The sequence below is a fragment of the Sphingomonas faeni genome, from assembly GCF_023195535.1.
Lineage (GTDB): Bacteria > Pseudomonadota > Alphaproteobacteria > Sphingomonadales > Sphingomonadaceae > Sphingomonas > Sphingomonas faeni_B.
Window position 1 is genome coordinate 804,927 of record NZ_JALPNF010000001.1, and the last position, 26,618, is coordinate 831,544.

A 26,618-nucleotide genomic window follows, 5' to 3' on the forward strand; every position below is an offset into this window, starting at 1 on the left:
ACGGCTCCCCGAGAGCCTCGGGCCGACCCCTGGAGTAGGATTTACATGGGCATCTTTTCCCGCACCCGCGACATCGTCGCCGCCAACTTCGCCGATCTCATCGAGAAGGCCGAAGACCCGTCGAAGATGATCCGCATGATCATCCTCGAGATGGAGGAGACGCTGGTCGAGGTTCGCGCCTCCGCCGCGCGCACCATCGCCGACCAGAAGGAGATGCGCCGCCATATCTCGAAGCTGGAACAGCTCCAGGACAACTGGACCGAGAAGGCCGAGCTCGCGCTGAGCAAGGACCGCGAGGACCTCGCCAAGGCAGCGCTCGTGGAACGCCAGAAGGCGTTCGACATGGCCGAGCAGCTGAAGGCCGAGGTCGGCGTGCTCGACGATGCGCTGCGCGCGTCGGAAGAGGACATCGCCAAGCTCCAGACCAAGCTCCGCGAGGCGCGCACCAAGCAGAACGCGGTGCAGACCCGGCTGGAAAGCGCGAACAACCGCACCCGGCTTCGGGAAATGTACAACGGCCCGAAGACGCACGAGGCGTTCAGCCGCTTCGAGATCCTCGACCGCCGCGTCGACGAGGCCGAGGGCCGCGCGGACGCGATGGGGCTCGGGGTCGTCAAGACGCTCGAGGAGGAAATCGCCGAGCTGCGCAGCGACGACAAGGTCAACGCCCAGCTCGCCGCGCTCAAGGCGCGCATGAAGAAGGACGATTGAGATGGATGACCTGACCCCCGTTCTCGTCTGCGCGGTACTGTTCATCGGGCTGCCCTGGGTGATCCTGCACTACATCACCAAGTGGAAGCAGGCGCCGCGGATCACCGAGGAAGACGAGAAGCTGCTCGACGAGATGCAGATGCTCGCCCGCCGCCTCGAAGACCGCGTGATGACCGTCGAACGGATCATCGCCGCCGACAATCCGGACTGGAAGCCGGGCCTCGGCACCACGCAATCGCCGTATCTGTCGGACCAGCAATCCGACCGCACTTCTGATCGGAGGAACTGAAATGTCCGGCAGCCGCACGCAGTTTTACCTCGATAAGCAGAATGCCAAGTGGAAGGGCGTCTGCGCCGGGATCTCCGATTATACCGGGATCGACGTGCTCTTCGTCCGCGTCGCGATGGTCGTGCTCACGCTCGCCGGCGGCTTTCCCTGGACGCTGCTCGCCTATTGGCTGGTCGCCTGGATGGGGCATGCCAAGCCGATCGGGCTGTACGAGACGCCCGACGACGCGAAGTTCTGGCAGGGTGTCCGCTCGAACCCGAAGCGCTCGACCGCCGAGGTCCGGAGCAAATTCCGCGACATCGACCGCCGCCTCGCCGACATCGAGACGCATTACACCAGCCGCAACAGCACCAGCCTTGCGGCAGAGATCGACAGCCTGCGCTGAGACGCGGCGTCAACAGGGAGACCAACGATGGACTGGGGTAAACCTTTATTTGTCATTGCGATCATCGCGATCTCGACGGCGGGGTGGGTGATCAACAACTGGATCCGTGCACGACACGGCTACGCGCCGAGCGACGATTGGGGCAGGACGATGAAGCGCGAGCCCAATGCCGAGCGGCAGGTCGAACTGCTCAGCAGCGAGAACGAGCGCCTGACCGGCCAGGTTTCCCGCCTCGAGGAGCGAATCGCAGTCCTCGAACGCATCGCCACTGATCCCGCCGAGCGCACCGCCCGCGAGATCGAGGCCCTTCGCGACCGCTGAGCCGTCGCCCGAACGCTATCACAGGAGACAAGATCATGAATGGTGGACAGGTGATGGTCGTGATGATCGTCCTGATCGTGATGATTACCGGCATCTTCAAATCGCGGCACAAGAGCACGCGACATGCAGAAGGCGCTTCGCTGATGAACGATCCCGAAGCGGCGCGACTGCGCGACGAAGTGCAGCAGATGAAGGAGCGCATTCAGGTGCTGGAGCGCGTAATCACCGACAACCACAAGAGCGTCGATCTCGACCGAGAGATCGAGCGGCTCCGCGACCGCTAAGAGGAGGCGGACATGATCGAACCCAACGTCTATATCATCCTGGCGCTGGCGAGCCTTGCGGGGCTGGCGATGATCGTCGCCGGCGGGCTGGCGGGATGGCGCGGCTGGCTCTCGCTGCGGCGGATGGAGCTGGGCCAGATGCACGACGGCGGCATGCCGGTCGCGGTATCGACCGGATCGCGGATCGAGATCGCCGACCTGAAGGAGCGCATCAAGAAGCTCGAGGCGATCGCCGCCGGGGTGGATCTCTAGAACGTTCCGCCCCTGCGGTATCCCCCCGACCGTCACCCGTCACCCGTCACCCGTCACCCCAACGAAAGCTGGGGTCTCCCCACGATGATGAGAGCCCAGCTTTCGCTGGGGTGACGGAAATAGGCTTAGGGGGGGGGTACGATTAGGCTTCGGGTAACGTAGGTGGCTCAGGTCCACGAGTATGACCTGACGGACTGTTGCGAGCGGACCTTCACCGGAGTAACCGCCGCTTCCATGGCCACCCTCACCGACATCCGCGAGGAATATGACTTCCTCGAACCCGACGACCGTTACCGCCTGCTGATCGATCTCGGCAAAGAGCTCGAACCGATGCCGGATGCGCTCAAGACCGATGCGACGCTGGTGCGGGGGTGTTCGGCCTCAGTGTGGGTGTATCCGACCACCACCGACGATGGCCGGCTGCATTTCCTGGCGGACTCGAACGCCGCGATCACCAAGGGGATCATCGCGCTGGTTTTGCTGACGGTGCAGGATCAGGCGCCCGGCGAGATAGTCGCGACCGATATCAAGGCGGAACTGGCGCCGTTCGATCTGAGCAAGCAGTTGAGTTCGAACCGGACGCAGGGAATCCCGAACATGATCGCATTGATCCGGGAAACAGCCGAGCGCTACGCGAAATAAGATTTCGATCCTCCCCCGCCAGGGGGAGGTGGTGCCGAAGGCGACGGAGGGGGAGGACACGGAGCAGCGGTTGCCCTCTCCTCCCCCTCCGTCAGGCTTCGCCAGCCACCTCCCCCTGGCGGGGGAGGATCGTTCAGGCAGGTCCAGACCCGGTCAGGCTCGCGACGATCTCATCGGCCTCGGTCCCAGCCGGCACCAGCATCCATCGTCCGGTATGCGCGCCGTCCACCACCACCACCGCGTTCTTCGGGCACACCCCGAGGCATTTCACCTCGACGACCCCGCGATCGGCCTTGCGGCCTTTCTTCACGCCAAGCGCCTGACGCAACAGCTTGACCAGCGGCGTACGCCCCTTCTCGCCGAACCCGCCACCAAGCTTCTTCGAACATTTCCCGCAGACCAGCACGCTTCCCTGCCAGCGGCTGGCAAGAACGCGGATCACGCCGGCTTCCACGTCCGCTGATCCTCGGCCACCTTCAGCACCTCATATGCCGCCTGCACCCCCTGGAACCGGGTAGCGGCGTCCTTGTCGCCGGGCCGCACATCCGGGTGGTTGGCCTTCGCCATCCGCCGCCACGCCGCGCGGACATCCTCGAACGTCGCGTCGGGTTCCAGGTCCAGCACCTCCAGCGCGCGCATCTCGTCGCGCGATCGGCTGCCGTCGCCAGACCCGGCCCAGGCGTAATGCTTCGGATCGGTGTAGCCGTCCGCGGTGCGCGTTTCGGCAGCCTCGCGCTCGGCGGCCTCTTCCGCGCTCAAACCTTCGAAGTAATTCCAGCCGCGATTATATTCGCCGGCGTGGTGCATGCAGAAATACCAGCGGTCCGGACTGTTCGGCGATTTCGGCGCCGGACAATTGCCCGGCTCGTTGCAACCATGCCGGTCGCACAGCCGAACGGTCACCGCCTCGGAACTCGCGCCATACTCGCGCCAGCGCGGAAATCCCCAATCGGACGAACGTGTCGTGCTTCTCGCCATAGCGGCCCGAGATAGGCGTCCCCGCCGACAACGCAACCGCACACCGACTATTAGCCGGCCGACACCAAAATCGTGCCGTTTGATGTCAATCGCCCGCGCCGTGACATTCCACCTTGAGTCAGTCACCGTTCATCGCTTACTGAACATGAACTATTTGTCATGTGGCATGGATAGACGCGTCCGCGTCGGACGTATCCCCAGCCGACACCTTAGCGACAGGAGCATCGGTGCCGACTCTTATTCCAAAGCTCACCACATGGCGCGCGGATCTTCCCGCCTCCATCGTCGTCGCGCTCGTCGCGCTACCCCTTTGTCTCGGCGTCGCGCTTGCGTCGGGTGCACCTCTGTTCGCGGGCATCATCTCCGGGATCGTCGGCGGCATCGCCGTCGGCTTGTTCTCCAAGTCGCCCTTGTCGGTCAGCGGTCCCGCCGCCGGCCTGACGGTGATCGTGTTGACCGCGATCGAAAGTATGCCGAGCTACCAGATGTTCCTGATGGCCGTGGTACTCGCCGGGGTGCTCCAGATCTGCTTCTCGCTGACCCGCGCCGGCATCCTCAGCGAGTTCGTCCCCTCGTCGGTGATCACCGGCATGCTGGCCGCGATCGGCCTGATCCTGATCCTCAAGCAGATCCCGCACGCGGTCGGTTTCGACCGTGAAGCCGTGGGCATCTTCGAATTCAGCACCGCGAACGGCGTCAATACCTTCTCGCGGATCGTCGAGAGCCTCTCGGCCAGCGTGACGCCCGGGGCCATCCTGATCGCCGGGTTCAGCCTCGCCTTCCTGTTCTGGTGGGATGGCGCCAAGCCCAAGGACGGCCCGCTGCGCTTCGTCCCCGGTCCGCTGGTCGTTGTGCTGATCGGCATCTTCGGCAACATGCTGCTCGGCGCGGTGAAGCCCGACTGGCAGCTCCAGGCGACGCATCTCGTCCAGGTACCGATCACGCAGACGCTGTCGCAATTTCCGTCGCTGTTCACCTTTCCCGATTTCTCCGGGATCACGATGGGCATCGTCTGGAGCAGCGCCGTCACGCTCGCGATCGTCGCCAGCCTCGAATCGCTGTTGAGCGTCAAGGCGGTCGACGAGATCGATCCGCGTCGTCGCTCGACCGACAAGAACTGGGAGCTGATGGCGCAGGGTGGCGGCAACATCCTGTCTGGCCTGATCGGCGGTCTCCCCGTCACGTCGGTGATCGTCCGGTCGTCCGCCAACGTCGATGCGAAGGCGGAGAGCAAGCTGTCGACGATCCTGCACGGCTTCTGGCTGCTGGTCAGCGTCGCGCTGATCCCCGCGGTGCTGAACCTGATCCCGCTATCGGCACTCGCCGCGGTGCTGATCGCAACCGGCTACAAGCTGACCAAGCCCAAGCTCTACACCGAGCGCTTCAAGCAGGGCTGGACGCAGTTCATCCCGTTCGTCGTCACCGTCGTGGCGATCCTGTTCACCGACCTTCTCGAAGGCATCGTGATCGGTCTCGCCGTCGGCTTCGTGTTCGTCGTCGCGCGCAACTTCCGCACCGCGATCACCTTCGCCTGCGACGATGAGGACTGTCTCGTCCGTGCCCGCCGGAACCTGTATTTCATCCATAAATACGAACTGCAGAAGTCGCTCGATCGCGTGCCGGACAACGCGAACCTGCTGATCGACCTGTCGTCGACCAGCTATGTCGATCTCGACAACGTCGACATCATCAACGCGTTCATCAAGGGCGCGCAATACCGCGGCATCACCGTGCTCATCCGCGGCGATCTCGCATTGCGCACGGTCAAGCTGATCAACGCCCCCCAGACCGAGGTCCGTTTCGCATGAGGCAATACAAGCAGCTGCTGCTCGCCAATAAGGCGTGGTCGGCCGAGATCATCGAGGAAAGCGCCGACTTCTTCCAGCGCCAGCTGGTCGGGCAGAACCCGGAGTTCCTGTGGATCGGCTGCTCGGACAGCCGAGTCAGTCCGGAACAGATGACGATGACGCCGCCGGGCAACATGTTCATCCACCGCAACATCGCCAATCTGGTCAACGACGACGACATGAACCTGATGTCGGTGCTGCAATATGCGGTCGACGTACTGGGCGTGCGCCACATCATCATCTGCGGCCATTATGCGTGCGGCGGGATCCGCGCGACGCTCGATGGCGGGACGAGCGGCGCAGTGGAGGACTGGCTCTCGACCGCGCGCGGCGTGCTGCACGATCACGCCGACGAGATCGACGCGCAGCCCGACCGCGAGCAGAAGGTCAACCGGCTGGTCGAGGTCAATGTCCGCGACCAGCTGATCCGGCTCGCGCGCACCGCGACGATCCAGGGCGCGTTCGCCCGCGGGCAGGAAGTGCTTCTGCACGGCTGGGTCTACGACATCCGCGACGGCCTGATAAAACCGATGATGGAAATCGATTCGAAGACCGTGCTCGAAGAGATCGGCAGGCCGGACAAGGTGCTGGTGTAAATGCGTCCTCCCTCCTTCCAGCGATACCGCTGGAAGGAGGGAACAGTTCAGCCGGATGTAGACCGTCGAGCAGATTCGGGAAGCAAGAACTTGATCCGGGTCGTCGTGGCACCACATCCGAGCCCACCGTCAGGCCGGTAGGTCTTGGCGTATTTCGCCTTGGTGAAAAACTTGGTGCCCGCCTCCGAGAAGATAAACGGTGGATAGCTCAGCAGCGCGCGCTGGTTGATGACGTTGCCATCCGCGCCGATGTCGAATTGAACCTGCGTCCAACCCTCGAAACCCCAGCGCTGCGCTTCCATTGGGAACGCCTCCGATCCCGGCATCGCGACCATCTTGGGTGGTGCGTCCATGATCGCGCACTGGTTTGCCGTCAGGCCGCTGGAGGCGAACGTCGCGCGGGCCGCCTCGATCTGGCCGTTGCGCTCTTCGATCGAGGCGATCCGGATCAGCGCGCCGACGCGCAGCGGATCGTTCGGCTTCAACGCTTTATCGTCAGCCACCTGTCGAAGCGTCACGATTGCCGTGTCGTTCTTCTCAGACTTTCTGGTCCGAGCCACCGCGCCATCTACCATCATCAGCCTGATCGCCGCCCGTGCCTGGGGATCGTTGGCGTAAACGGGCTCCGATACCATCGGCGTCAGAGTCCGTTCGTATGCACCCGGCTTCCAGATATCGGTCACCGCATCGACGCGTCCCGGAAGATCGAAGGTCAGTAGCGCGCTGGGGGGCGCATCATTGGCTTTTGCGATCGCCAGACCGCGCGCATAAAGTGCAGCCCGTTCCTCGCGCGCGACGGTGGGGTTGCTCGTCAGGCGGTGCAGAGCAGCGAGTGTACGCAAACCGTTAGGCGACTGCGCCGTCGCCGATGCCAGTTCGGTACGCTGGCCCGCGAGCGCAGCCGCCTGTGGACCGGTTGGTTCGGGCGCCACCGCGACGCCCTTGCTGGAAAGCCATTGCTCCAGAACACCGTCCAAGCTGTCACCGATCGAGGGCCGCTCGAACGCGGTCGAACAGCGCATTTCGACGCGCACGTGATAGCGATAAAAGGCCGGGATCGCCTGAACCTGGTCGGCAGGCCAAGACCATCCCTTGACCGCACGGGCAAATTCGAGCGCGACCTGGCCGCCACCCGCGGCATAGATCGGCAGCGCGTGATCGATCGTGCCATCGGATGCGATGTTGAACTCGACCACCGCGACGTCCTGCGGTTTCAGACCGGCGTCCCCGCCACAGTCCGGCGATCGCATCTCGGCGGCCGGATCGAACGAGCCCTTCACCATGCGTCCCGCGCCGGTATAGGCCATGTACCGCCGCGCTTCGTCGGCGTTGCCGCTCAGCAGGAATGCGATTGCTGCATCCGAGCGCGCCGACGCGTCCGTGACGTCGATCTTGGCCGATTCCAGACCACCGAGAAGCCTGATCGCCCGCAACGCATTGGCACGCGCGCCGGCGATATCGCCCGTATTGAGCATCAGGATAGTCCGCGCGCGGACGAACCGCGCGGCAACGGCCTTGTCGAGCTTCGTCGTAACGATCAGCGCATCGCTGCGCGCCAACGTCGCCGCGGCAGCAGCCGGATCAATGAATGTCTGCGGCGTGACCAGCGCCAGCATCGCGCCCAGCTTGTCGGCGGTGCTGATCGCACTCGCTTCCGCCTGTTGCAGCGCAGTTACCGCGCCAGCATAATCGAGCGTATCCGTTGCAACCTGACCCAGGATCAGAAAGGCGTGCGTCCGGTCCTCTGCAAGGCTGGCGTCGTCCGCCGGCAGCAAGGCAAGCCCTGCCCGAGCGGCCTTCACCGATTCGTCGGCACGGTTCAGGGCGAAAAGTGTCGGTGCCTTGCGGACCAGCACGATACCACGGCTACGCGACCCCGGCTTGGTCCGCGCCTCGAGCTTTTCCCAGGCGGCAAGCGAGGCTGCGCGATCGGGCTTTGCATCCAACGCCGCAGCGGCATCGAAATCCTGCTGGACCGTCGTCGTCACGGGGGTTTGCGCGCCGCCCGGTGTCGACCCCGTCGCCATTGCCAGCACGCCCGCGCTGACCAACGCCATTCCCTTGAAACGCATCACTTCCCCCGACGAAATTTCGCCGCAGTCTGCAATGGTTCGGGGAAGGATGCCAGAGGGTCTGTAAGCCGGGTTCTGTCCATTTCCGATCCTTCGATACGGAAGTTAGGCGACCATTCCTCTAGGACGACGGTTGCCCGCCGCCTCAAGCAATCAACCCGGGTGACGAGCTGAAACAAAGCCCATGTGCCACCCCTATTCGATCTTGCTCCCGGTGGGGTTTGCCGTGCCGCCCCTGTTACCAGGCGCGCGGTGCGCTCTTACCGCACCCTTTCACTCTGACCGCCCCAGCTTGCGCCGAGGGTTGGCCGTCTGCTCTCTGTGGCACTTTCCCTGAGGTCACCCTCGCCGGGCGTTACCCGGCACCGTCGTTTCGCGGAGCCCGGACTTTCCTCGCGTGTCCTGAGACACCCGCGGCCGCCCGACCCTCTGGCGAGGCGGTCTCTAGCGCGGGTGGGCCGGATGCACCACCCGTTTATAACGAGCGCGCTGCGATCCTCCCCCGCCAGGGGGAGGTGGCTGGCACTTGCCAGACGGAGGGGGCGGAAAGGGAAACAGCTGTTCCGAGACCTCCCCTTCCGTCACCTTCGGTGCCACCTCCCCCTTGCGGGGGAGGATCGCGGGTCAATCGTCGCCCATCGGCCTGGGCAGCAGCAACGCCAGCAGGATGCACCGGCATTCCGCATCGACCTCGCCGTCGACCAGTTCCGGGCGAAACCGCCGCTGGAACGCCATCGTCGCCGCCATCCGGTTCTCGACGTCATACCCGAAACGTTCGAGCGCGAGGCAGAATCCGCCCTCGGTCCAGCCGGGGTCCATCAAATTCTTGGTCGGCCGCGGCAACGCCAACCGTCGCCGCGCCAGTTCGTGCCATGGGAACAACTCGCCCGGATCACGCTTGCGCGTCGGCGCGATGTCCGAGTGACCAACGATATTACCACGCGTGATCTCGTGCCGGTCCTTGATCTCGGCGACCAAGCCCACGACCGACGCGATCTGCTCCGACGGGAAGGGGCGATAGCCGAACTCATGGCCTGGATTGACGATCTCGATGCCGACGCTCGCCGAGTTGACGTCCTCGACCCCGCGCCAGTGCGACCTGCCCGCGTGCCACGCGCGCTTGTCCTCGGCGACCATGCGCAGGACCGTGCCGTCCTCCTCGACCAGGTAATGCGACGACACCTTTGCCTCGGGATCGCGCAACCGGGCGATCGCCGACGCGCCGTCCTGCATGCCGGTATAATGCAACACGATCATCGTGATGGGCAGCGTGCGGTCGTCGAAATTCGGTGACGGTGTCTCGATGAACTTCAAGCCAGCTTCCCTTCAAGCCGTTCGGCTACTCTGATACCGGCCGCCTGCACCGGCCCGCGCCGAGCGCAGCATGACGATCGCCTTGCCTAGCGTCGCCACGCCACCGCCGGCCAGCATCAATAGCGTTAACGGACTGTCGACGTAATAGGCTCCGGCGAACAGCCGCATGATCGACGCGCCGCGCTGTGATTGACGGTCAGCGTGCCGACCGGCTGCGACCATCCTCGCCCGGCATCTGATAGAAGCCGCGAAATCCCCTGCTGGGTTCGAACGCGCTGGTCTGGCCGATGACCGTCTCACCGGCACCGAGTACGAGCTTGCCGCCAGGGTTCAGCGCATTGGCGAGCTTAGGAAACACACCGGTCTTGGTTTCGGTCGACAGATACAACAGCACGTTGCGGCACAGGATGATGTCGAACCGTCCCGGCGGGGGCTGATCGGATACCAGGTTCATGCGTCGGAACGTGATCAGCTTGACCAGCTCGGGTTTGGCCACCCAGTCGCTGCCGGTCGTATCGAACCAGCGGATCATCCGCCGGACGGGAAGACCGCGCTGGATTTCGAATTGTGAGAAGCGTCCCCCGCGCGCACGGGCGAGCGCGGCTTCGGACACATCGGTAGCGACGATTTCAGGCATCGGCGCACCGCTTGTTTCATGCCGCTCGGCAAAAACCATCGCCAGCGACAGCGGCTCCTGCCCGGTCGAACACCCGGCGCACCATATCCGCACCCGCCGGCTCGCCGATTGCACCGCGGCAACAGCCTCCACGAGCAGGTCGAAGACTTGGGCGTCGCGAAAGAACGAGGTTTCCTGATTGACGAGCGCATCGACGATCCGGTCACCGATCGATCTGTCGCTGCCTTCCAGCAACTGCGTTACCAGCTGGTCGAGCGTGTCGAGATTGCGGTCGCGAAGCAGCGGCTTGAGCGCGGTATCGAGGCGCCAAGCGCGATAGGCGGCAATCTGCTGGCCGGTACGCGCTTCAAGGAGCGCAGTGAGCACGGCGATCGCGGTCTGCGATGCGACGACCGGCAAAGGCTTTACGAGCGTCATGGCCGGCGCCGCGTCGCAATCAGGCGACCGATCGCCTCGGGCGACAGCACGGCATCGGCAACGCCGGCCGCCGCGACGGCGCCAGGCATCCCCCAGACGACCGAGCTTTGCTGATCCTGCGCGACCACGCAACCGCCGCGTTCGTGAACGCGACGCGCGCCCTCCGCTCCGTCGCGCCCCATTCCGCTCAGGACGACCGCGATCATCCTCGCGCCATAAACCTCGGCAATCGACGCGAGCATCGGATCGACCGATGGCATGCACCCACTGCTGGCAAGATCATGAGTCAGGCGAAATGCTGCGCCGCGGTCGCCGAGCGCGACGCATTTCAGATGCGCATCGCCCGGCGCGACGATGATGCGACCGGGACGCACGCGTAGCCGATCTGTCGCGACCTCGCACGGACGTCTGGCGATCAACGCGATCTGCGCGGCAAAATAGGGCATGAACGATGCCGGCAGGTGCTGCGTGATAATGATCGGCAACCGGAAGCCGGTTGGAATTTCCCGGAAGACCTGGCTGAGCGCATGAATGCCGCCCGTGGAGGCGCCGATCGCGACGATGTCGTAGTCGTCGCTCGCCACCGCCGCCACGCGGGACGTCTGCGACGGCGGCAGCAACGCCCGGTGCGGCGAGATCTCGGGTACGCAAGGCTGCGCGGACGAACGGACCATCGTCGGCGGCGGCATCCGGGTGGGCGGCTCGCTCAACCGCTCGAGCTTGGCGATCAGCGCGGGCCCGAACAGGCCGGACAGAGCGCCCGGCGACGGCTTGATCAACGTTTCGGCAGCGCCGAGCGCGAGCGCCTGGACGGAGGCGGCGGCCCCGTCTTCGGCGGAGGACGACACGATCAACACCTTGGCACCCTGCCCCGCCTCAATCAGGTCCGGAAGCGCGGTCAATCCGTCGATACCCGGCATTTCGATATCGAGCAGGATGAACTCGACCGTAGCGCGCCGTAAAAACTCCAGCGCCGCCGCGGCCGTGCCGACCGCGCCCACGACCAGGAAACGGTCGCTGGCATCGATCAGCCGGCCGATCACCGCACGCGCGACCACCGAATCGTCGACAATCAGGATCCGCCCGACCCCATTCATAGGATCGCCGTCGCGATCGTGTCGCGGGATTGGGGGAGACCGGCTGGCCATCGTCCGGGCTGGATCAGGCCATGCCGACGATCTGGAGCTTCGATTCCAGCGTGTCGCGGTCGAACGGCTTCATGACGTATTCGTCGGCCCCGGCCTCGATCGCCGCGCGGATATAGGCCATGCCGTTCTCGGTCGTGCAGAACACCACCTTGGGGCGGCGGGGTACGTCGGCCTCACGCAGCGCGCGCAGGAAATCCATGCCGCTCATGACCGGCATGTTCCAGTCGAGCAGGATCACGTCCGGGATCGACGCCATGCACGATGCCAGCGCCTCGCGACCGTCACAGGCTTCGGTGACGGTGAAATCGAGCGTCTCCAGGATGTGGCGCGCGACCTTGCGGATCACCTTTGAATCATCGACGACGAGACAGGTCTTCATGGAAAGCCTTCCGGGGAAATCGTGAGGCCGGTCTACGCGGAAAAGCGTAAGCGCCGGGTTAAGCAACGGAAAATTTCAAGCGGCGGGCACGATCGCGGGGATAACCGCGGCGAGATCGAGGATCAGCAGGGGTTCGCCATCACGCTCGACGATGCCGGTCCCGGCCGTCGCCCAGCCACGATGCAGCGCCAGTCCCGACGACAGCGGCAACCGCGCGAACGGCGCGACGTCCTCAACCGAATCGACCAGGATCGCATAATGATGTCCCTCGACCACGGTGATGACCGCGCGACGGACGGCGTCGGGCGTAGGCTCCAAGCCAAGTGCGGTGCCGGTGTCGATCACCGTCACCACGCGACTGCGCAGCGCCGCGAGACCGCGCACGAACGCGTCGGCGCGCGGCACCGCGATCACCTCGCCGATATCGACCACCGAATCGACCTGCGCGGCGGCGATCGCGACGCCGCGCCCGGCGATATGCGCTACCAGGAACAGCTCGCTCACATCGCCCTCCGTGCCGCCAGCGCGGCGATCAAGGCCGGCCGATCGTAACGATAGATGCTCGCGTCATCCTCACCCTCGGCGGTGCGTGTCCGGCGCAGCGTCACCACCGGTGCCAGCGTCTCGCGGAGCGGCGTATCCTCCATTGCCAGCGCCACCGCTGCGGTCTCGCCCGCCGCCAGCGCGGTGACGCAGCGATAGCCCGAGGCTTCGAGCGCAGGCTTCAGGAACGTCTCCATCCAGCCCGATCCGTCGACCTGCAACAGGCACACCGGCAGCGACGCGAGCGTGACCGGCTGACCCGCGAACAACGCATGCGGGTCGATCAGTTCGATCTGCTCGCCGGCGATCGAAACCACCCCGGCGATCGGCCCGGCGCCCCGCGCAGGCGCCATCTCCGCGGGCAGCGCGACGATCTCGATCGCCTCGGCAATCGCATAGGCCATCTCGCTTTCGCCGTCGGTCAGGCGCAGCACCGCAACCTCGGTGCGCGTGCCGAACGCCGCGACCGCGTGGAGCGGGATGATCGCATCGCCGATCGACAGCCGCATCGCCCCGCCCGACCAGCGGATCGCGTCCACCGCCACCGGCTCGACACGGTCGATCACCGCCAGGGCGATCGCACGGCGGCAACCATCGAGATCGTCGAACAGCAGAGCGGGGACACCCGGCACGACCTCCTCGACTTCGGTCGACGCGGCGACCACCGGCGTAAAACGCAACCCGGCGACCGCGGCGATCCCGGACGCGTCGAGCAGCAACATCGGCAGGCCGTTGTCGGGCAAGGTCTTGCCCGCATAGACGCCGGTCGCCATCACCGCGGGCGAGGCGGGCTTCACCACCAGTTCCTCGGTATCGAGCACGGTATCGACGCCGAGTGCGTAATCCCCCTCGCGCGTCGACACGATCACCAGCGTCGGCGGCGCGTCGTCGTTCAGCTTGAACAGCTGGCCGAGCGATACCAGCGGCATCCGCCGGCCGCGCACCGTGACGGCGGCCGCGTCGCCGATCGTGTCGATCCGCACGGCGTCGCCGCGCACCATCACGATCTCCTCGATCGCCTGACGTGGAAGCGCAAACCGCTGCGTGCCGACTCCGACGATAATCGTCGACAAGATCGACAGCGTCAGAGGCACGTGAATGACGATCCGAAGCCCGCGCCCCGGATCGTTGGTCAGCACGATCCGGCCGCCGATCTGCTCGATATTGGCGCGCACCACGTCCATGCCGACGCCGCGACCCGAGATCGCGGTCACCGCATCGCGGCTCGACAAGCCGGGGGCGAAGATCAGGTCGAGCTTGGCCGCGTCGCTCATCGCCGCGAGTTCGGTGACGCTGTGGAGTCCCTTTTCCGCGGCCTTGGCGACGATCCGCGCGACGTCGATGCCCTTGCCGTCGTCGGCAACCTCGATCAGGATCTGATTGCCGGACTGGCGGGCGGATACGACCAGCCGGCCGTTCTTGGGCTTGCCCAGTGCACGCCGCTCCGCCGGCCCCTCGATACCGTGGTCGATGGAATTGCGGATGATGTGGACGAGCGGATCGCGCATCAGCTCGATCATCTCGCGGTCGAGCTCGACATCCGCGCCCTCGATCTCGAGATCGACGCTCTTGCCGAGTTCGGCACTGGTATCGCGCACCATTCGCGGCAGCGCCGAGAACAGCGCGTCGACCTTCTGCATGCGCGTCCGCGTGACGGTGTCGCGCATGTCGGCGACGGTCAGCGACAGGCGTTCGAGCGCCGCCTCGACCTTCGGGTCGACGTCGCAGTCGCGCAGCCGCCGGGCGAGTTCGTTACGCGCGAGCACCATCTCGGACATGCCGCTCATCATGTGATCGAGCAGGTCGACGTTGAGGCGGACGCTGCGGCTGGCGGCGCGACTGTGCGGGGTGGTCGGTGCCTGTGCGCGGGGCTGCGCGTCGGGCGCTAGCGCGGCGATCAGCAGATCCTCACCCGAATCGTCGAGCGGCGAGCCGCTGTCGATCGCCTCGACGATCTCGCCGATCCGGTCGACGATGCCGAGCACCGCGTTGACGAGCGCGGTATCGGGGGTGCGCTTGCCGTCGCGGACCGCCGCGAGGACGTCCTCAGCCGCGTGGCTCAGCCGGGCGAGGCGAGGCAGGTCGAGGAAACCGCAGCTTCCCTTGACGGTGTGGACGAAGCGAAAGATCGCATCGAGGCGCCCGCTGTCCGCGGGTGCGGCTTCCCACGCGACGATCTCGCCGGAGATAGCCTCCAGCGTTTCGCGCGTCTCGGCAATGAATTCCTGTAACAGATCGTCCATGCGGGCCCCGCGTTCGAGGCCTGTCATGCAGGGTGGAGGTTAAGACCGCGTTAGCCCGTCTTCTCAATCCCCCCCCGCCAGGGGGAGGTGGCACCGCAGGTGACGGAGGGGGAGGATACGGAACAGAAGTGGTCGCTTGCCTCCCCCTCCGTCTGGCAAGAGCTAGCCACCTCCCCCTGCCGGGGGAGGATCGAACTTACGCCCTACCGCGCGTTGAAGACCGCGCCGAAGATCATGATCCCCTCGGCCGGCTCGGACACGATCACCGTGCCGCCCGCCTCCGCCACGACCGTATTGATCAGGTACGCAGCAGCGGCGCGCGGCGTGACATTATGCGCGCCCTCGCCTTCGACCAGCGTGCGACGGATCTCGGGGTCGAGCACGATCCGCGCGCCCTCGATCTTCACGACGATCTCGAGCTGCCCGTCATTCTCCTCGCCGCCGACCTCCATGGTCCCGCCGCGGACCAGCGATTCGGTCGCGACCAGCACGAGGTTGAGCAGCACTTTCACCGCGGACTTGGGCATCGCCGAGGCCTCGACCGCCCAGACGAAAGTGATCCGCTTGTTCTCAGCGACCAGCCCCTCGATCGCATTGCGCGCTTCATGCGTGTCGACCAGTTCGCCGAACCCGCCGGCCGCCCCGAAAGCCAGTCGGAAGAATTTGAGCTTGCTGGCGGACGCACGCGCGCTGTCGGCGAGCAACTGCATGACCCGCTCGCGCATCGCCGGATCGGTTTCGTCGGCGAGCAGCTCCAGCCCGTTGTTGAGCGCCCCCACCGGCGACAGCAGGTCGTGGCACAGGCGCGAACACAGCAGACTCGCGAAATCGACCGGGCTGACCGTCATGAAAATCCCCTAATTCTGGAGCGTCTTGTGGCGGGGGTGCGGACGGCGCGCAAGGGTTGCGGTCGCCGACTCTCACAACGGGCTTAACGTGCCTCCCTCCGTCATCCTGACGAAAGTCAGGACCCAGTGCGAAGAACGTTGCCCCAGCTAACCTTGGGTCCTGACTTTTGTCAGGATGACGGGTGGTGAGGTCTACGTATCGTCGATCATCTCTTCGACGAACGCGCCCATCTCGACCGATCGCCACGCACGCGCCTCACCCCCGCCAAGGATCACCCAGATCGCCCCATCCCCCATAGCCTGCGCCGCATCACGCGCAGACGGAACCGGCAAACCCGACGGATGCGAATGATAATGCCCGACCAAGCTGGCCCCTCCCCCCCGCGCCCGTCGATGCGCCGCAAACAATGCCTTCGGATCGATCTCGAACGTCCGCGCCGGATCGGCCGCGACATTCGCGCACGCCTCCGCCGCCTCGATCCGCCTCGCCGTCCCGAACAGCAGCCCACAAATCTCCGCGTCGGGCGACGCGGTCGCCGCGGCAACAAGTTGTGTCAACACTTCGCTTGAAATCGTCACGCTCATCGCCACATCGCTACGACATGGACCGGGGGGTTTCCATCGTCGAAGCATCGATCACGCCGGCCACCGATGGCTGGAGGCTCGACCGTGCGCTCGCCGAAGTGCTGCCGGACATGTCGCGCGAGCGGCTTAAGGCACTTATCGCGGCGGGCCAGGTCACGCTCAATGGTCGCGAATGGCGCGATTCGGCGAAGAAGGCGGCGACCGGCCAGGTGTTCGCGGTCGCGATCCCGCCACCAACGCCGCTCCACAACGAAGCGCAGGATATCCCGCTCGTCGTCGCCTATGAGGACGACGATCTGATCGTGATCGACAAGCCCGCGGGCCTCGTCGTCCACCCCGCCGCGGGCAATTTCGACGGGACGCTGGTCAACGCGCTGCTCCACCATTGTGCCGGTAATCTCTCCGGAATCGGCGGCGTCGCGCGGCCGGGGATCGTTCACCGCATCGACAAGGACACGTCGGGGCTGATGATCGCCGCCAAGACCGACCGCGCGCACGAAGGCTTGGCGAAGCAGTTCCACGACCACAGCATCGACCGGCGCTACAAGGCGATCGTCGGCGGCATCCCGCGCCCGCCGAGCGGGACGGTCGACGCACCTCTCGCGCGGAGTCCGCAGAACCGCAAGAAGATCGCGATCGTGCAGGGCGGCAAGCGCGCGGTGACGCATTTCTCGACGATCGAGACGCTGCGCGATGCCGCACTGATCGAGTGCAGGCTTGAGACCGGGCGCACGCATCAGGTTCGCGTGCACATGGCGTCGATCGGCCACGCCTTGTTGGGCGACCCGGTCTATGGTAGAACAAAACAAGTTCAGAAGTCGCTGCTCGAAACGCTCGGTTTCCGCCGGCAGGCCTTGCACGCGGCGCATCTGGGGTTCATCCATCCGGTGAAAACCATCGCTTTGGCGTTCGAAAGCGAAATGCCCGCAGACATGCAGGAACTGTTCACTCAGCTTCACGTATAGATAATCGACACTATGCCGCATCGCGGCAACCGGGGGCCGCGGTGCGGCGATCGGGGTCAGCAGAAAGGGATTACGACAATGGCAGCCCGCTCCAACGTTCCAGCGACGATTCCTGCGCTCGGCAGCGAGGCGGGTCTCAATCGCTATCTCGCCGAGATCAAGAAATTCCCGCTGCTGAAACCCGAGCAGGAATATATGCTCGCCAAGCGCTTCCAGGAGCATGGCGACACCGAAGCCGCGGCGCAGCTGGTGACGTCGCATCTCCGCCTCGTGGCGAAGATCGCGATGGGGTATCGCGGCTATGGCCTGCCGACGTCGGAGCTGATTTCCGAGGGCAATATCGGCCTGATGCAGGGCGTGAAGAAGTTCGAGCCCGAGCGCGGCTTCCGTCTCGCCACCTATGCGATGTGGTGGATCCGCGCGTCGATCCAGGAATATATCCTGCGCTCGTGGAGCCTCGTGAAGATGGGCACCACCGCCGCGCAGAAGAAGCTGTTCTTCAACCTCCGTCGGATGAAGAGCCGCCTCGATGCGTTCGAGGACGGCGATCTGCGTCCCGAGCACGTGACCAAGATCGCCACCGATCTGGGGGTTGCCGAGACCGACGTGGTCAGCATGAACCGTCGCATGGCGATGGGCGGCGATACGTCGCTCAACGTGCCGATGCGCGAGGACGGCGAGGGCCAGTGGCAGGATTGGCTGCAGGACGACGCGCCGTTGCAGGACAAGATCGTCGCCGATGCGCAGGAGGCGGACGTCCGCCACTCGATGCTCGTGTCGGCGATGGACGATCTGAACGAGCGCGAGCAGCATATCCTGACCGAGCGCCGTCTGACCGACGATCCGAAGACGCTCGAGGAACTGTCGCAGGTCTACGGCGTGTCGCGCGAGCGGGTGCGGCAGATCGAGGTGCGTGCATTCGAGAAACTGCAGAAGGCGATGATGCGGATCGCCGGCGAAAAGCGCCTGCTGGCAGCGTAAGTCGATGCGCACCGTCGTCATCGGCGGCGGTGCGGCCGGTATTGCTGCGGCGAGGACGCTGCATGACGGTGGTCATGACGTCCTTCTCGTCGAGGCCAGCGACAGTCTCGGCGGTCGGGCGCACAGCTTGTCCCTGACCTACATGTTCCCTCGCGAAGGCGGGGGCCCAGACTGGACCCCCGCCTTCGCGGGGGAACATGTCGACGCCGGTTGCGGCTGGCTTCACTCCGCCGAACGCAACCCCTGGACTTCGATAGCTGATGCTACCGGCTTCACCGTTGACCGCTCCGACGCAAACTGGCGTACGCAGTGGCGGGATCTCGGCTTTCCGCCCGAAGACCAGGTATCCTCCGCCGACGCATACTCAGCCTGGAACGAGCGCGCCCTCGCCGCCATCGAAGGCCCCGACCGCCCCCTCTCCGACTTCATCGCTCCGAATGACCTATGGCGTCCGAAGATCGACGCGATCTCGGGCTACGCCAACGGCGCCAACCTCAGCCAGGTCTCGCTCCACGATTGGGCCGCGTACGAAGAGGCCTCCACTGACGACAACTGGACAGTGAAGGAAGGCTACGGCACGCTCGTCGCCAGCCACGCCGCCGGCCTCAACATCCGCCTCTCGACACCGGTAACCCGCATCGATCATAGCGGCCGCGTCCTCAAGCTAGACACCCCGGCCGGCACGATCGAGGCGGACCACGTCATCGTCTGCGTCCCCACGACCGTTCTCGCGAAGTCGCAGATCGTGTTCGACCCGCCCCTGCCCGACAAGCATGCCGCCGCTGCCGACCTCCCGCTCGGGCTCGCGGACAAGGTGTTCCTCCATGTCGACCGGCCCGAATGGCCAACCAACGCGCATCTGGTCGGCAATCCGTACACCGCGTGCACCGCCAGCCACCGCCTGTCGCCCTTTGGCTGGCCGATCGTCGAAAGCTTCTTCGGCGGCGACTGCGCGGAAATGCTGGAGGACGGCGATGCCGCGCAGTTCGCGATCGACGAACTCGTCGGCCTGCTCGGCAGCGACTGGCGCAAGCGCTTCACGCCGCTGACCGCGACCCGCTGGCGTCACGAACCTTATATCGGCGGCAGCTACAGCCACGCGCGCGTTGGTCGGGCCGGGCAACGCACCGTCCTCGCCGCCTCGGTTGACGGCCGCATCCACTTCGCCGGCGAGGCGTGCCACCCGTTCGATTTCTCGACTGCGCACGGCGCCTATGCAACCGGCGTCACAGCGGCCCGCGCAGTCATTGGCGAGCCCGCGCCGATCGCATAAGGAACGCCGATGGGCTTCCTCCGCATCTTCGCCAAGACCGTCTTCCTGTTCGTGCTGGTCACGGTCGCCTGGGTCGGGCTGTACCGCTTCGTGCCGGTGCCGTTCACCTGGACGATGATGGGCGACGTGATCGCGGGACGCGGCGTCACCAAGGACTGGATGCCGCTATCGGAGATGGACCCGGACATGGCGCGCGCCGCGATTGGCGGCGAAGATTCGCACTTCTGCTCGCATAACGGCTTCGATTTCAAAGCCATGGCCGGCGCCGTGGCGCGCAATGCCCGCGGTGGGCGTATCCGCGGGGGCTCGACGATCAGCCAGCAAACCGCGAAGAACGCGTTCCTGTTCCAGGGCGGCGGCTATCTGCGGAAAGCGTTCGAGGCGTATTTCACGGTGCTGATCGAGGCGTTGTGGCCAAAGCGCCGGATCATGGAAGTATATCTCAACATCGCCGAGACCGGGATCGGGACCTATGGCGCGAATGCCGGGGCGATCCGGTATTTCCACCACGACGCCTCGAAGCTGTCGCCGACCGAGGCGGGGCGGATCGCGGCGGTGTTGCCCCTGCCGAAGAAGCGTGCGGCGATCGACCCGCGTGGCTTTGTGCGGAAACACGGGAACACGCTATCGCGGCGCGTTTCGGTGGTGCGGAACGACGGGCTGGATGGGTGTCTGCGCACATCCTGAACTGGAGACACCCGACCAAAAACCGTCACCCTAGCGGACGCTGGGGTCTCCTCGTGGCGAAGGGTGCGCGTCGCGGAGGAAGATCCCAGCGTTCGCCGGGATGACGGGGGGAACGGCCCTTGGTCCCGCGCGAAAGCGAGAGCCCAGGCTGGGTCCTCGCCGTCGCGGGAAAAACACGCTTCTCGCGATTACTGCGTCGATTTTTCGACCGCATCGCCGGCCTTTTCGGCGGCACCGCCGACGCTCTTCGCGGCCGACGTGATCGCGGCGTCCTTGCTGTTCTGCGCGCCCGACCGGCTGAAAAGATAAAATCCACCGATCAATACTGCGATCAGCAGGACGATCGCGATCAACATGCCGCCACCGCCGCCGCGGCGTTCGATGATCGTGGTGTGGGTGGTCGGCGTTTCGACGATGCGCTCTTCGGCCATGATACTCTCCCTGATTACTGAAGAGCGCAACGCCGACCGAAGAGCGATTGTTCCCGCGCCGAAACGACCACCGCGCCCAGTCAGCCGGTGCCGCGGGCAAAGCCCGCGTCGGTCGTGGCAGAGGTCACGCCGGCCGGTCTTGTGCGTCTCGCCGCCAGAGCGGCGTGCGCACTACGACTCAGAAAGGCAACTTGAAGCCCGGTGGCAGTTGCAGGCCGCTGGTCATCTTGGACATTTCGCTGCCCGAAACCGCGTCCGCCTTGGCGCGCGCGTCGTTGAACGCCGCCGTCAGCAGGTCCTCGAGCATCTGCTTCTCGTTCACCTGCATCAGCGAATCGTCGATCGCGATGCTGATGATGCGGCCCTTGGCGGACGCCTTCACCTTGACGAGGCCGCCGCCGGACGCGCCCTCGACCTCGATCGTGTCGAGACTGGCTTGTGCCTTTTCGAGCTCGCTCTGGACGTTCTGCGCCATGGCGAGGATTTCATCGATATTCTTCATGCGTTGCTCCTTTGACCGGGCCACGATTCGAGCTGGGCGTCCGGAAACGCTGCCACCGCGGCCTTCATGATGGGGGATTCGAGAATAGCTTGGCGCACCGCGGCGTCACCGGCGTCCTGCGCCTCGCGCAGCGTTGGTGCGCCGGGTGCGTCGACGATCGACACTTTCCACGCCGTCCGCGTCACGCTCTTCAACAGCGCGTTGAGTTCGGCGAGCGTGTCGGCCGACACCGGGCGGCTGCCGCTTAGGGTGAATTCGGGCGGCGCATAGCTGACCACGCGTGCACCGTGGCGGAGCCGTGCCGCGATCGCGAGGCCGCCCGATTCGTCGAGCAGATCGACCAGCGCCTCGAACGTCGGCGGCAGGATCGGTCCGGTCGCCACCGGTTCGGGCGCCTTCGCAGCGGATGCTGCGTTCCAGGGCGGCGCTTCGCCGGACGGAGGCGCAGGTGGCGGCATTGGCGGTGACGACGGTGTCGCTGAGGGCGCCGCGCCACTGGCAATCTGACGCGCGAGGTCGCCGGGATCGGGCAGTGTCGAGGCGTAGATCGCGCGCAACAGCGCCATCTCCGCAGCCTCGATCGGCAGTGCGGCCTTGGCGACCTCGTCATGGCCCTTGAGGAACAGCTGCCACAGGCGGTGCAGCGCGGGATAGCCGAGCGATGCCGCCCATTCCTCGCGCGCCGCGCGTTCCTCCATCGGCTGCGCGGCGTCGGGCGGCGTGCCGACCTTGGTCAGCGTGATGCCGTGGACGGTTTCTAGCAGCGAGCGGAGCACCGACAGCGGATCGACGCCGTAATCATATTGGCGGCGCATCGACGCGAGCGCCCCTGCCCCGTCGCCGGCGAGGATCAGCGTGAGCAGATCGCGTACTGCGCCCCGGTCTGACAGCCCGAGCATCTGGCGCACCGCATCCGCGGTCACGCCACCGCCTTCGAGCCCGGCATGCGCGATCGCCTGGTCGAGGATCGACAAGCCGTCGCGTGCGGAGCCTTCCGCAGCGCGCGCGATCAGCATCAGCGCCTCGGGATCGGCGATGACGCCCTCTTGCTCGGAAACCCAGGCGAAATGCTTCGAGAGCTGCTCGGCGGAAATCCGGCGGAGGTCGAAGCGCTGGCAGCGCGACAGGACCGTCACCGGCACCTTGTTCACTTCGGTCGTCGCGAACAGGAATTTCACATGCGGCGGCGGCTCCTCGAGCGTCTTCAACAGCGCGTTGAACGCGTTCTTCGACAGCATGTGGACTTCGTCGATGATGTAGATCTTGAAGCGCGCAGTCACCGCCGAATAACGCGACGCGTCGATGATCTCGCGGACGTCGTCGACGCCGGTATGGCTGGCGGCGTCCATCTCGATCACGTCGATGTGGCGGCCCTCGGCGATCGCACGGCACGGCTCGCAGACGCCGCAAGGGTCGATCGTCGGGCCACCCTCGCCGTCGGGGCCGATGCAGTTGAGCGCCTTGGCGATGAGGCGCGCGGTCGACGTCTTCCCCACGCCGCGGACGCCGGTCATCAGAAATGCGTGCGCGAGCCGGTCGCGCTTGATCGCGTTGCCAAGCGTCTGGACCATCGCGTCCTGGCCGATCAGCTCGGAAAAGGTCTGCGGACGGTATTTGCGCGCTAGCACGCGGTAGGCGACGTCCCCTGTTTGGGCCGGCGTCTTGGCCGGCTGCGGGGGTTCGCCCAGGTCGAATGAATCTGACATTGCGGTCGATATAGGCGGTTTGGGGGGCGGTGTCGAAGGGCTAGCGAACCCTTTCTGTTCCCACGCGGACGCGGGGGTCCAGGTTCGGGGTACTATCGGCATTTTTTAGATGGGAAGCGCGTTGCGGCTAAGCCGCATCGTCAGACGGTGCTTTGCACCGCTGGCCGCGCTTACGTTTGCTTGCAAACGTTCGCGGTGGGAGCCGGGACGACCCGTGGCTTAGTCGTTGTGGCTGCTTCCTTCCGGATCTGACCAAGTTGGCGACGACCACGTCCGCCCGACTCCCGCGGCGCCTATGGCGGGGTCGGGCGGGATGATCAAGCCTTAGCTTGTCGCATTAGGATCAGCGGCGAACGCGGACCGTGCGACAGACGCGCTGGCGATGATGGTTGCGATAGACGTTGCGGCACACTTGGCGCGTGCGGACGACGGGGCGACGATAGCCGGGGCGGTTGCCGTTGTGGCGCACGACGGTGCGCTCATGGACGACGGTGCGCTGCGCCGAGGCTTCGGCAGCGATGCCGACCGGCGCGAGCCCGGTGAGTGCGACGAGACCGGCGGCAGCGAGGGTGAACAATTTCATGATAATCTCCTACTGGGTCTGAACTCTGTTGAGTCCTGCAACCTATGTTACCCAACTAAAGAACATCGTTACGGTTCCGTATCGACGTCGGAATTTAGCGTCGGAAACAGCGACGAACCGGGCCGTAATAGCCACGCTGAATCCGGCAAACGACGCGCGATCGGCCATAGCCGCGCGGTCCACGATAGCCGTAGCCACCACGATAACCGCCGCTATATCCGCGATAGGCGTGGCGAGGCCCGTTCCAGCGCCGGTCGCCGTGCCAGCCACGATGGCCGCCACGTGGCCCATGCCAGCCGGGGCCGCCGCGCGGGCCATCCCAGCCGTGACGCTGCGCATCGGCCGGGGTCGGCGATATCAGGGTTCCGGCGGCAAGGGCGCCAGCGGCGAACATTGCGATGATCTTCATGTTCGGTACTCCTCTCATGCCCCGTACATTGGGGCGATGAAGGGATAATCCGCCTCTCGCCGTGGACGTTCCCTGAACCGGCCGTTGTCTTCCTGTAAGTTTCGCTGACCTACCCCGGAATCCGTACGGTCAATCCGTCCAGCGCGTCGGTCAGGCGGATCTGGCAGGCGAGCCGGCTGGTCCGCGTCGCGTTGTGCGCGAGGTCGAGCATATCCTCCTCGTCTTCGGTCGGGGGCGGAAGCCGGGCGAAGTCGGCGGCATCGACGATCACGTGACAGGTGGCACAGGACAGCTGGCCTTCGCATGTACCCTCGAGCGGCTGGTTGTCGGCCTGTGCGGTGTCGAGCAGGCGGTCGCCGGGGTTGGCGGCGACGCTGCGGACGGTGCCGTCACGGGCGATGAAGCGAACGATCATGGCCATTGTGCCTCGGCTGAGGCGACAATCGTGTCGATCGCGTCGCGGAGGTCTGTTCCGGTAGTGTAGCGGCCGAAGCCGAGGCGGATGCTGGCGCGCGCCTGGGTCTCGGTCAGGCCGATCGCGCGGAGGACGTGGCTGGAGCGGCCCGATCCGCTGGCGCAGGCCGACCCGGCGGAGAAGGCGATGTCGCGGAGGTCGGACATCAGGCGACTCACGTCGAGGCCTTCGCGGCGGATGCTGAGGTTGCCGTGATAGCGCTGGTCGGTGGCGCCATTGACCGCCCAGCCGGGGCCGAGGCGGTCGACCGCTAGCGACCAGAGCCGATCGATATGCGCGGCGTCCTGATCCTTGCGGTCGGCCATGAGTTGCGCCGCGACGCCGAAGCCTGCGCATAGTGAGGGTGATAGTGTGCCGGAGCGTCCCGGCGCTTCCTGTCCGCCGCCGTGCATCAGCGGCGCGAGGTCGATGCCGTCGCGGATCCAAAGCGCGCCGATACCCTTGGGTCCGTGGATCTTGTGCGCGGAGATGGCGACGAGGTCGACGGTGTCGGGGATAGGGATGCGGCCGTAACCCTGAACCGCGTCGCAAAGCATGAGTGCGCCGGCTTGGTGCGCGATCTCGGCGAGCGCGGTAACCGGCTGGACGACGCCGATCTCGTTATTGACGAGCATCGCGGCGAAGAGCCCGGTGCCGGGGCGGATCGCAGCGCGGGCTACGGCGAGATCGACCATACCGTCGGGCCCGACCGGGAGAATCGTGACCTGACGCCCCCCGGCCGCCTCCGCTGCGACCGTGCCGAGGACGGCGGCGTGTTCGGTTGCGAGCGTGACGATCGGGCCGGTCGTGCCCTTGATCGCCCAGTTGAGCGCCTCGGTCGCACCGCTGGTGAACGCGACGCGGCCGCCGGAGGGCAGCGACGCGGCGACCTGATCGCGTGCGACTTCAACGGCGACTTTCGCACGGCGGCCTTCGCGATGGGGAGAGTGCGGGTTGGCGTGCTGCGATTCGAGCCAGGGGAGCATTGCGGCAAGCGCTTCGGGTGCGAGCGGGGTCGTCGCCTGATAGTCGAGGTACGTCATGCGGCGCGCCTGACGTTGGTGACGATGCGCGTCCAGGCTTCGGCGAACTTCGCGACATCGTCGGGCGTGGTGGTCCAGCCGAAGCTGACGCGGACGACCTCGGCCGCGGCTTCGGGCGTGTAGCCCATTGCCGCGAGGACGTGGCTCGGGCGCATGCTGCCCGACGAACACGCGCTGCCCGCGGAGACGGCGAACCTGGCCATGTCGAGGCGGATCAACTGCGCGGCGGAGCTTACGCCGGGCATGCGGTAGGAGGCTATCGTGGGGATGCGCAGGGCGTGGTGCGCGACTATCTCGCCGCCGCCTGCGAGGATCGCGGCGTCGAGGGTGGCGCGGAGATCGGCCATGTCGGCGAACCAGTCTCGCGGAGCCTCCAGCGCCGCGGCGAAACCGAGTGCGCCGGGGAGGTTCTCGGTGCCGCCGCGATAGCCGCGTTCCTGTCCGCCGGTCGGGTCGAGCAGGCCGAGGTCGCGGACCAGCAGCGCGCCTATGCCGGGGGGGCCGCCGAGCTTGTGCGCGGAGACGATGAGAAGGTCAGCGTCGGGGAGCGGGAGCTTGCCGGCGGTCTGCGCGCAGTCGGCGATGCGGAAGCCGGTGGCGGAGCCTTGCAGAACGCCGGTTTCGCTGTTGGCGGACTGGAGCGCGATCGACCCTGAGCCCTCCCGGTTCATCACGATGCCGCCCGCATCGACGTCGACCATGACCGGCTGTTCCGCGGCTCTGAGAATAGCGTCATGCTCCACCGCCGCTACGCCGATGCCCGGCCGCCCCCGCAACGCGAGCGCCGCGGACTCGCTGGCGCCGCTCGTCAGGATCACGTGGTGCGGCCAGTCCAGCGCCTTGGCGATACGCGTCCGCGCATGCTCCAGCGCAGCCCGCGCCCCGCGGCCCTCGGCATGCGGCGAGGACGGGTTCGCCCAGCGCGCCATGCCTTCCGTCACCGCCGCCATCGCCTCGGGGCGCATCGGCGTGGTGGCGGCGTGATCGAGGTAGATGCGGGACAGGACCGGTTCCAATTGCGAAAAGGGGCTCGAACGCTATATAGCGCGCATAATCAGGCACTCCACCCGAGTGCGTATCCCAGCTCGCGAGT

Annotated in this window: 33 protein-coding genes and 2 other RNA genes; 13 read left to right on the forward strand and 22 right to left on the reverse strand. The window is 65.9% G+C overall.

Annotated elements, in window-relative coordinates:
- Positions 1–45: 45 nt before the first annotated feature.
- From pspA to SPHN_RS03265, 7 genes are all read left to right on the forward strand, one after another.
- Entirely contained in the window at positions 46–711 is a 666-nt protein-coding gene (gene pspA, locus SPHN_RS03235; protein WP_187502363.1) for a phage shock protein PspA, read from the forward strand.
- Between the two features lies 1 nt (position 712).
- Positions 713–1,000, forward strand: a complete 288-nt coding sequence (pspB, locus tag SPHN_RS03240) for an envelope stress response membrane protein PspB (protein ID WP_187502364.1) — start codon at positions 713–715, stop codon at positions 998–1,000.
- A gap of 1 nt (position 1,001) precedes the next feature.
- Positions 1,002–1,385 carry an envelope stress response membrane protein PspC gene (gene pspC / locus SPHN_RS03245; protein WP_187502365.1) on the forward strand — a complete coding sequence of 128 codons (384 nt, stop codon included), beginning with the start codon at positions 1,002–1,004 and terminating at the stop codon, positions 1,383–1,385.
- 27 nt (positions 1,386–1,412) lie between these two features.
- Positions 1,413–1,706 (forward strand): hypothetical protein, encoded by a 294-nt coding sequence (locus tag SPHN_RS03250; RefSeq protein ID WP_248521055.1) that lies wholly within the window; start codon positions 1,413–1,415, stop codon positions 1,704–1,706.
- Positions 1,707–1,741: 35 nt separating this feature from the next.
- Complete coding sequence (locus SPHN_RS03255) at positions 1,742–1,990, forward strand: hypothetical protein (protein WP_248521056.1); 249 nt, start codon at positions 1,742–1,744, stop codon at positions 1,988–1,990.
- 12 nt (positions 1,991–2,002) lie between these two features.
- On the forward strand, positions 2,003–2,242 hold the full coding sequence (locus SPHN_RS03260) for a hypothetical protein (protein WP_187502368.1): 240 nt from the start codon (positions 2,003–2,005) through the stop codon (positions 2,240–2,242).
- Between the two features lie 234 nt (positions 2,243–2,476).
- On the forward strand, positions 2,477–2,884 hold the full coding sequence (locus tag SPHN_RS03265) for a SufE family protein (RefSeq protein WP_248521058.1): 408 nt from the start codon (positions 2,477–2,479) through the stop codon (positions 2,882–2,884).
- A 133-nt stretch (positions 2,885–3,017) separates the two neighbouring features.
- Here SPHN_RS03265 and SPHN_RS03270 read toward each other — a convergent pair whose 3' ends face one another.
- Complete coding sequence (locus tag SPHN_RS03270; protein WP_248521060.1) at positions 3,018–3,326, reverse strand: (2Fe-2S) ferredoxin domain-containing protein; 309 nt, start codon at positions 3,324–3,326, stop codon at positions 3,018–3,020.
- Positions 3,323–3,862, reverse strand: coding sequence for a J domain-containing protein (locus SPHN_RS03275; RefSeq protein ID WP_248521062.1), 540 nt, complete (start codon positions 3,860–3,862; stop codon positions 3,323–3,325). Before SPHN_RS03275 ends, SPHN_RS03270 begins: the two co-directional genes overlap by 4 nt.
- Positions 3,863–4,089: 227 nt before the next feature.
- On the opposite strand from SPHN_RS03275, the gene SPHN_RS03280 reads away from it, so the two are divergent.
- Both SPHN_RS03280 and SPHN_RS03285 read left to right on the forward strand, forming a co-directional pair.
- Positions 4,090–5,670, forward strand: a complete 1,581-nt coding sequence (locus tag SPHN_RS03280; protein WP_248521064.1) for a SulP family inorganic anion transporter — start codon at positions 4,090–4,092, stop codon at positions 5,668–5,670.
- On the forward strand, positions 5,667–6,305 hold the full coding sequence (locus SPHN_RS03285) for a carbonic anhydrase (RefSeq protein WP_248521066.1): 639 nt from the start codon (positions 5,667–5,669) through the stop codon (positions 6,303–6,305). Before SPHN_RS03280 ends, SPHN_RS03285 begins: the two co-directional genes overlap by 4 nt.
- A gap of 47 nt (positions 6,306–6,352) precedes the next feature.
- Here SPHN_RS03285 and SPHN_RS03290 read toward each other — a convergent pair whose 3' ends face one another.
- The 11 genes from SPHN_RS03290 to SPHN_RS03340 all read right to left on the reverse strand — a co-directional run bounded on the left by SPHN_RS03290 (position 6,353) and on the right by SPHN_RS03340 (position 16,491).
- Positions 6,353–8,377 carry a hypothetical protein gene (locus tag SPHN_RS03290; protein ID WP_248521068.1) on the reverse strand — a complete coding sequence of 675 codons (2,025 nt, stop codon included), beginning with the start codon at positions 8,375–8,377 and terminating at the stop codon, positions 6,353–6,355.
- A gap of 48 nt (positions 8,378–8,425) precedes the next feature.
- Positions 8,426–8,810, reverse strand: an RNA gene (gene rnpB, locus SPHN_RS03295) — RNase P RNA component class A.
- A 191-nt stretch (positions 8,811–9,001) separates the two neighbouring features.
- The gene (locus SPHN_RS03300; RefSeq protein WP_248521070.1) at positions 9,002–9,691 is read right to left on the reverse strand and encodes an N-acetylmuramoyl-L-alanine amidase; all 690 of its coding nucleotides are present in this window, start codon (positions 9,689–9,691) and stop codon (positions 9,002–9,004) included.
- A gap of 12 nt (positions 9,692–9,703) precedes the next feature.
- Positions 9,704–9,859: a hypothetical protein gene (locus SPHN_RS03305; protein ID WP_248521072.1), complete on the reverse strand. Its 156-nt coding sequence runs from the start codon at positions 9,857–9,859 to the stop codon at positions 9,704–9,706.
- 28 nt (positions 9,860–9,887) lie between these two features.
- Positions 9,888–10,745: a CheR family methyltransferase gene (locus tag SPHN_RS03310; RefSeq protein WP_248521074.1), complete on the reverse strand. Its 858-nt coding sequence runs from the start codon at positions 10,743–10,745 to the stop codon at positions 9,888–9,890.
- Positions 10,742–11,842, reverse strand: coding sequence for a chemotaxis protein CheB (locus SPHN_RS03315; protein ID WP_248521076.1), 1,101 nt, complete (start codon positions 11,840–11,842; stop codon positions 10,742–10,744). Before SPHN_RS03315 ends, SPHN_RS03310 begins: the two co-directional genes overlap by 4 nt.
- A gap of 64 nt (positions 11,843–11,906) precedes the next feature.
- A complete protein-coding gene (locus SPHN_RS03320; protein ID WP_055878033.1) occupies positions 11,907–12,272 on the reverse strand; it encodes a response regulator in 366 nt (121 codons plus the stop codon).
- Positions 12,273–12,347: 75 nt separating this feature from the next.
- Positions 12,348–12,776: a chemotaxis protein CheW gene (locus SPHN_RS03325; RefSeq protein WP_248521078.1), complete on the reverse strand. Its 429-nt coding sequence runs from the start codon at positions 12,774–12,776 to the stop codon at positions 12,348–12,350.
- Positions 12,773–15,058 carry a chemotaxis protein CheA gene (locus SPHN_RS03330; protein WP_248521080.1) on the reverse strand — a complete coding sequence of 762 codons (2,286 nt, stop codon included), beginning with the start codon at positions 15,056–15,058 and terminating at the stop codon, positions 12,773–12,775. The genes SPHN_RS03325 and SPHN_RS03330 overlap by 4 nt, the downstream gene beginning before the upstream one ends.
- A gap of 203 nt (positions 15,059–15,261) precedes the next feature.
- Complete coding sequence (locus SPHN_RS03335; protein WP_248521082.1) at positions 15,262–15,906, reverse strand: histidine phosphotransferase family protein; 645 nt, start codon at positions 15,904–15,906, stop codon at positions 15,262–15,264.
- Between the two features lie 192 nt (positions 15,907–16,098).
- A complete protein-coding gene (locus SPHN_RS03340; protein WP_248521084.1) occupies positions 16,099–16,491 on the reverse strand; it encodes a M67 family metallopeptidase in 393 nt (130 codons plus the stop codon).
- Between the two features lie 17 nt (positions 16,492–16,508).
- On the opposite strand from SPHN_RS03340, the gene SPHN_RS03345 reads away from it, so the two are divergent.
- The 4 genes from SPHN_RS03345 (at position 16,509) to mtgA (ending at position 20,397) form a co-directional block, all read left to right on the forward strand.
- Positions 16,509–17,456: an RluA family pseudouridine synthase gene (locus SPHN_RS03345; protein WP_248521086.1), complete on the forward strand. Its 948-nt coding sequence runs from the start codon at positions 16,509–16,511 to the stop codon at positions 17,454–17,456.
- A 78-nt stretch (positions 17,457–17,534) separates the two neighbouring features.
- Positions 17,535–18,437 (forward strand): RNA polymerase sigma factor RpoH, encoded by a 903-nt coding sequence (rpoH, locus tag SPHN_RS03350; RefSeq protein ID WP_056048373.1) that lies wholly within the window; start codon positions 17,535–17,537, stop codon positions 18,435–18,437.
- 4 nt (positions 18,438–18,441) lie between these two features.
- Positions 18,442–19,710, forward strand: coding sequence for a flavin monoamine oxidase family protein (locus tag SPHN_RS03355; protein ID WP_248521088.1), 1,269 nt, complete (start codon positions 18,442–18,444; stop codon positions 19,708–19,710).
- A 9-nt stretch (positions 19,711–19,719) separates the two neighbouring features.
- Positions 19,720–20,397 (forward strand): monofunctional biosynthetic peptidoglycan transglycosylase, encoded by a 678-nt coding sequence (gene mtgA, locus SPHN_RS03360; protein ID WP_248521090.1) that lies wholly within the window; start codon positions 19,720–19,722, stop codon positions 20,395–20,397.
- 188 nt (positions 20,398–20,585) lie between these two features.
- Here mtgA and SPHN_RS03365 read toward each other — a convergent pair whose 3' ends face one another.
- The 9 genes from SPHN_RS03365 to SPHN_RS03405 form a co-directional block, all read right to left on the reverse strand.
- On the reverse strand, positions 20,586–20,828 hold the full coding sequence (locus tag SPHN_RS03365; RefSeq protein ID WP_248521092.1) for a hypothetical protein: 243 nt from the start codon (positions 20,826–20,828) through the stop codon (positions 20,586–20,588).
- Positions 20,829–21,006: 178 nt separating this feature from the next.
- Entirely contained in the window at positions 21,007–21,330 is a 324-nt protein-coding gene (locus SPHN_RS03370; RefSeq protein WP_248521093.1) for a YbaB/EbfC family nucleoid-associated protein, read from the reverse strand.
- Positions 21,327–23,036: a DNA polymerase III subunit gamma/tau gene (locus SPHN_RS03375; protein WP_248521095.1), complete on the reverse strand. Its 1,710-nt coding sequence runs from the start codon at positions 23,034–23,036 to the stop codon at positions 21,327–21,329. Before SPHN_RS03375 ends, SPHN_RS03370 begins: the two co-directional genes overlap by 4 nt.
- A gap of 193 nt (positions 23,037–23,229) precedes the next feature.
- Positions 23,230–23,323: signal recognition particle sRNA small type (gene ffs / locus SPHN_RS03380), an RNA gene on the reverse strand.
- A gap of 56 nt (positions 23,324–23,379) precedes the next feature.
- A complete protein-coding gene (locus SPHN_RS03385; RefSeq protein ID WP_248521096.1) occupies positions 23,380–23,619 on the reverse strand; it encodes a hypothetical protein in 240 nt (79 codons plus the stop codon).
- A gap of 94 nt (positions 23,620–23,713) precedes the next feature.
- Positions 23,714–24,028, reverse strand: coding sequence for a hypothetical protein (locus tag SPHN_RS03390; RefSeq protein WP_248521097.1), 315 nt, complete (start codon positions 24,026–24,028; stop codon positions 23,714–23,716).
- A 109-nt stretch (positions 24,029–24,137) separates the two neighbouring features.
- Complete coding sequence (locus SPHN_RS03395) at positions 24,138–24,443, reverse strand: 2Fe-2S iron-sulfur cluster-binding protein (protein ID WP_248521098.1); 306 nt, start codon at positions 24,441–24,443, stop codon at positions 24,138–24,140.
- Positions 24,440–25,525 (reverse strand): cysteine desulfurase family protein, encoded by a 1,086-nt coding sequence (locus tag SPHN_RS03400; protein ID WP_248521099.1) that lies wholly within the window; start codon positions 25,523–25,525, stop codon positions 24,440–24,442. The genes SPHN_RS03395 and SPHN_RS03400 overlap by 4 nt, the downstream gene beginning before the upstream one ends.
- Complete coding sequence (locus tag SPHN_RS03405) at positions 25,522–26,541, reverse strand: cysteine desulfurase family protein (protein ID WP_282580378.1); 1,020 nt, start codon at positions 26,539–26,541, stop codon at positions 25,522–25,524. Before SPHN_RS03405 ends, SPHN_RS03400 begins: the two co-directional genes overlap by 4 nt.
- Between the last annotated feature and the right edge of the window lie 77 nt (positions 26,542–26,618).

Coding starts and splice junctions, on each gene's coding strand:
- SPHN_RS03330 (WP_248521080.1), bottom strand. CDS start 15,058: ATGGACGATCTGTTACAGGAATTCATTGCCGAGACGCGCGAAACGCTG.
- SPHN_RS03375 (WP_248521095.1), bottom strand. CDS start 23,036: ATGTCAGATTCATTCGACCTGGGCGAACCCCCGCAGCCGGCCAAGACG.
- SPHN_RS03390 (WP_248521097.1), bottom strand. CDS start 24,028: ATGAAGATCATCGCAATGTTCGCCGCTGGCGCCCTTGCCGCCGGAACC.
- SPHN_RS03355 (WP_248521088.1), top strand. CDS start 18,442: ATGCGCACCGTCGTCATCGGCGGCGGTGCGGCCGGTATTGCTGCGGCG.
- SPHN_RS03365 (WP_248521092.1), bottom strand. CDS start 20,828: ATGGCCGAAGAGCGCATCGTCGAAACGCCGACCACCCACACCACGATC.
- pspB (WP_187502364.1), top strand. CDS start 713: ATGGATGACCTGACCCCCGTTCTCGTCTGCGCGGTACTGTTCATCGGG.
- SPHN_RS03400 (WP_248521099.1), bottom strand. CDS start 25,525: ATGACGTACCTCGACTATCAGGCGACGACCCCGCTCGCACCCGAAGCG.
- SPHN_RS03305 (WP_248521072.1), bottom strand. CDS start 9,859: ATGCGGCTGTTCGCCGGAGCCTATTACGTCGACAGTCCGTTAACGCTA.
- SPHN_RS03385 (WP_248521096.1), bottom strand. CDS start 23,619: ATGAAATTGTTCACCCTCGCTGCCGCCGGTCTCGTCGCACTCACCGGG.
- SPHN_RS03255 (WP_248521056.1), top strand. CDS start 1,742: ATGAATGGTGGACAGGTGATGGTCGTGATGATCGTCCTGATCGTGATG.
- SPHN_RS03250 (WP_248521055.1), top strand. CDS start 1,413: ATGGACTGGGGTAAACCTTTATTTGTCATTGCGATCATCGCGATCTCG.
- SPHN_RS03290 (WP_248521068.1), bottom strand. CDS start 8,377: ATGCGTTTCAAGGGAATGGCGTTGGTCAGCGCGGGCGTGCTGGCAATG.
- pspA (WP_187502363.1), top strand. CDS start 46: ATGGGCATCTTTTCCCGCACCCGCGACATCGTCGCCGCCAACTTCGCC.
- pspC (WP_187502365.1), top strand. CDS start 1,002: ATGTCCGGCAGCCGCACGCAGTTTTACCTCGATAAGCAGAATGCCAAG.
- SPHN_RS03315 (WP_248521076.1), bottom strand. CDS start 11,842: ATGAATGGGGTCGGGCGGATCCTGATTGTCGACGATTCGGTGGTCGCG.
- SPHN_RS03265 (WP_248521058.1), top strand. CDS start 2,477: ATGGCCACCCTCACCGACATCCGCGAGGAATATGACTTCCTCGAACCC.
- SPHN_RS03335 (WP_248521082.1), bottom strand. CDS start 15,906: ATGACGGTCAGCCCGGTCGATTTCGCGAGTCTGCTGTGTTCGCGCCTG.
- SPHN_RS03345 (WP_248521086.1), top strand. CDS start 16,509: ATGGACCGGGGGGTTTCCATCGTCGAAGCATCGATCACGCCGGCCACC.
- SPHN_RS03395 (WP_248521098.1), bottom strand. CDS start 24,443: ATGATCGTTCGCTTCATCGCCCGTGACGGCACCGTCCGCAGCGTCGCC.
- SPHN_RS03285 (WP_248521066.1), top strand. CDS start 5,667: ATGAGGCAATACAAGCAGCTGCTGCTCGCCAATAAGGCGTGGTCGGCC.
- rpoH (WP_056048373.1), top strand. CDS start 17,535: ATGGCAGCCCGCTCCAACGTTCCAGCGACGATTCCTGCGCTCGGCAGC.
- SPHN_RS03310 (WP_248521074.1), bottom strand. CDS start 10,745: ATGACGCTCGTAAAGCCTTTGCCGGTCGTCGCATCGCAGACCGCGATC.
- SPHN_RS03340 (WP_248521084.1), bottom strand. CDS start 16,491: ATGAGCGTGACGATTTCAAGCGAAGTGTTGACACAACTTGTTGCCGCG.
- SPHN_RS03370 (WP_248521093.1), bottom strand. CDS start 21,330: ATGAAGAATATCGATGAAATCCTCGCCATGGCGCAGAACGTCCAGAGC.
- SPHN_RS03320 (WP_055878033.1), bottom strand. CDS start 12,272: ATGAAGACCTGTCTCGTCGTCGATGATTCAAAGGTGATCCGCAAGGTC.
- SPHN_RS03260 (WP_187502368.1), top strand. CDS start 2,003: ATGATCGAACCCAACGTCTATATCATCCTGGCGCTGGCGAGCCTTGCG.
- mtgA (WP_248521090.1), top strand. CDS start 19,720: ATGGGCTTCCTCCGCATCTTCGCCAAGACCGTCTTCCTGTTCGTGCTG.
- SPHN_RS03275 (WP_248521062.1), bottom strand. CDS start 3,862: ATGGCGAGAAGCACGACACGTTCGTCCGATTGGGGATTTCCGCGCTGG.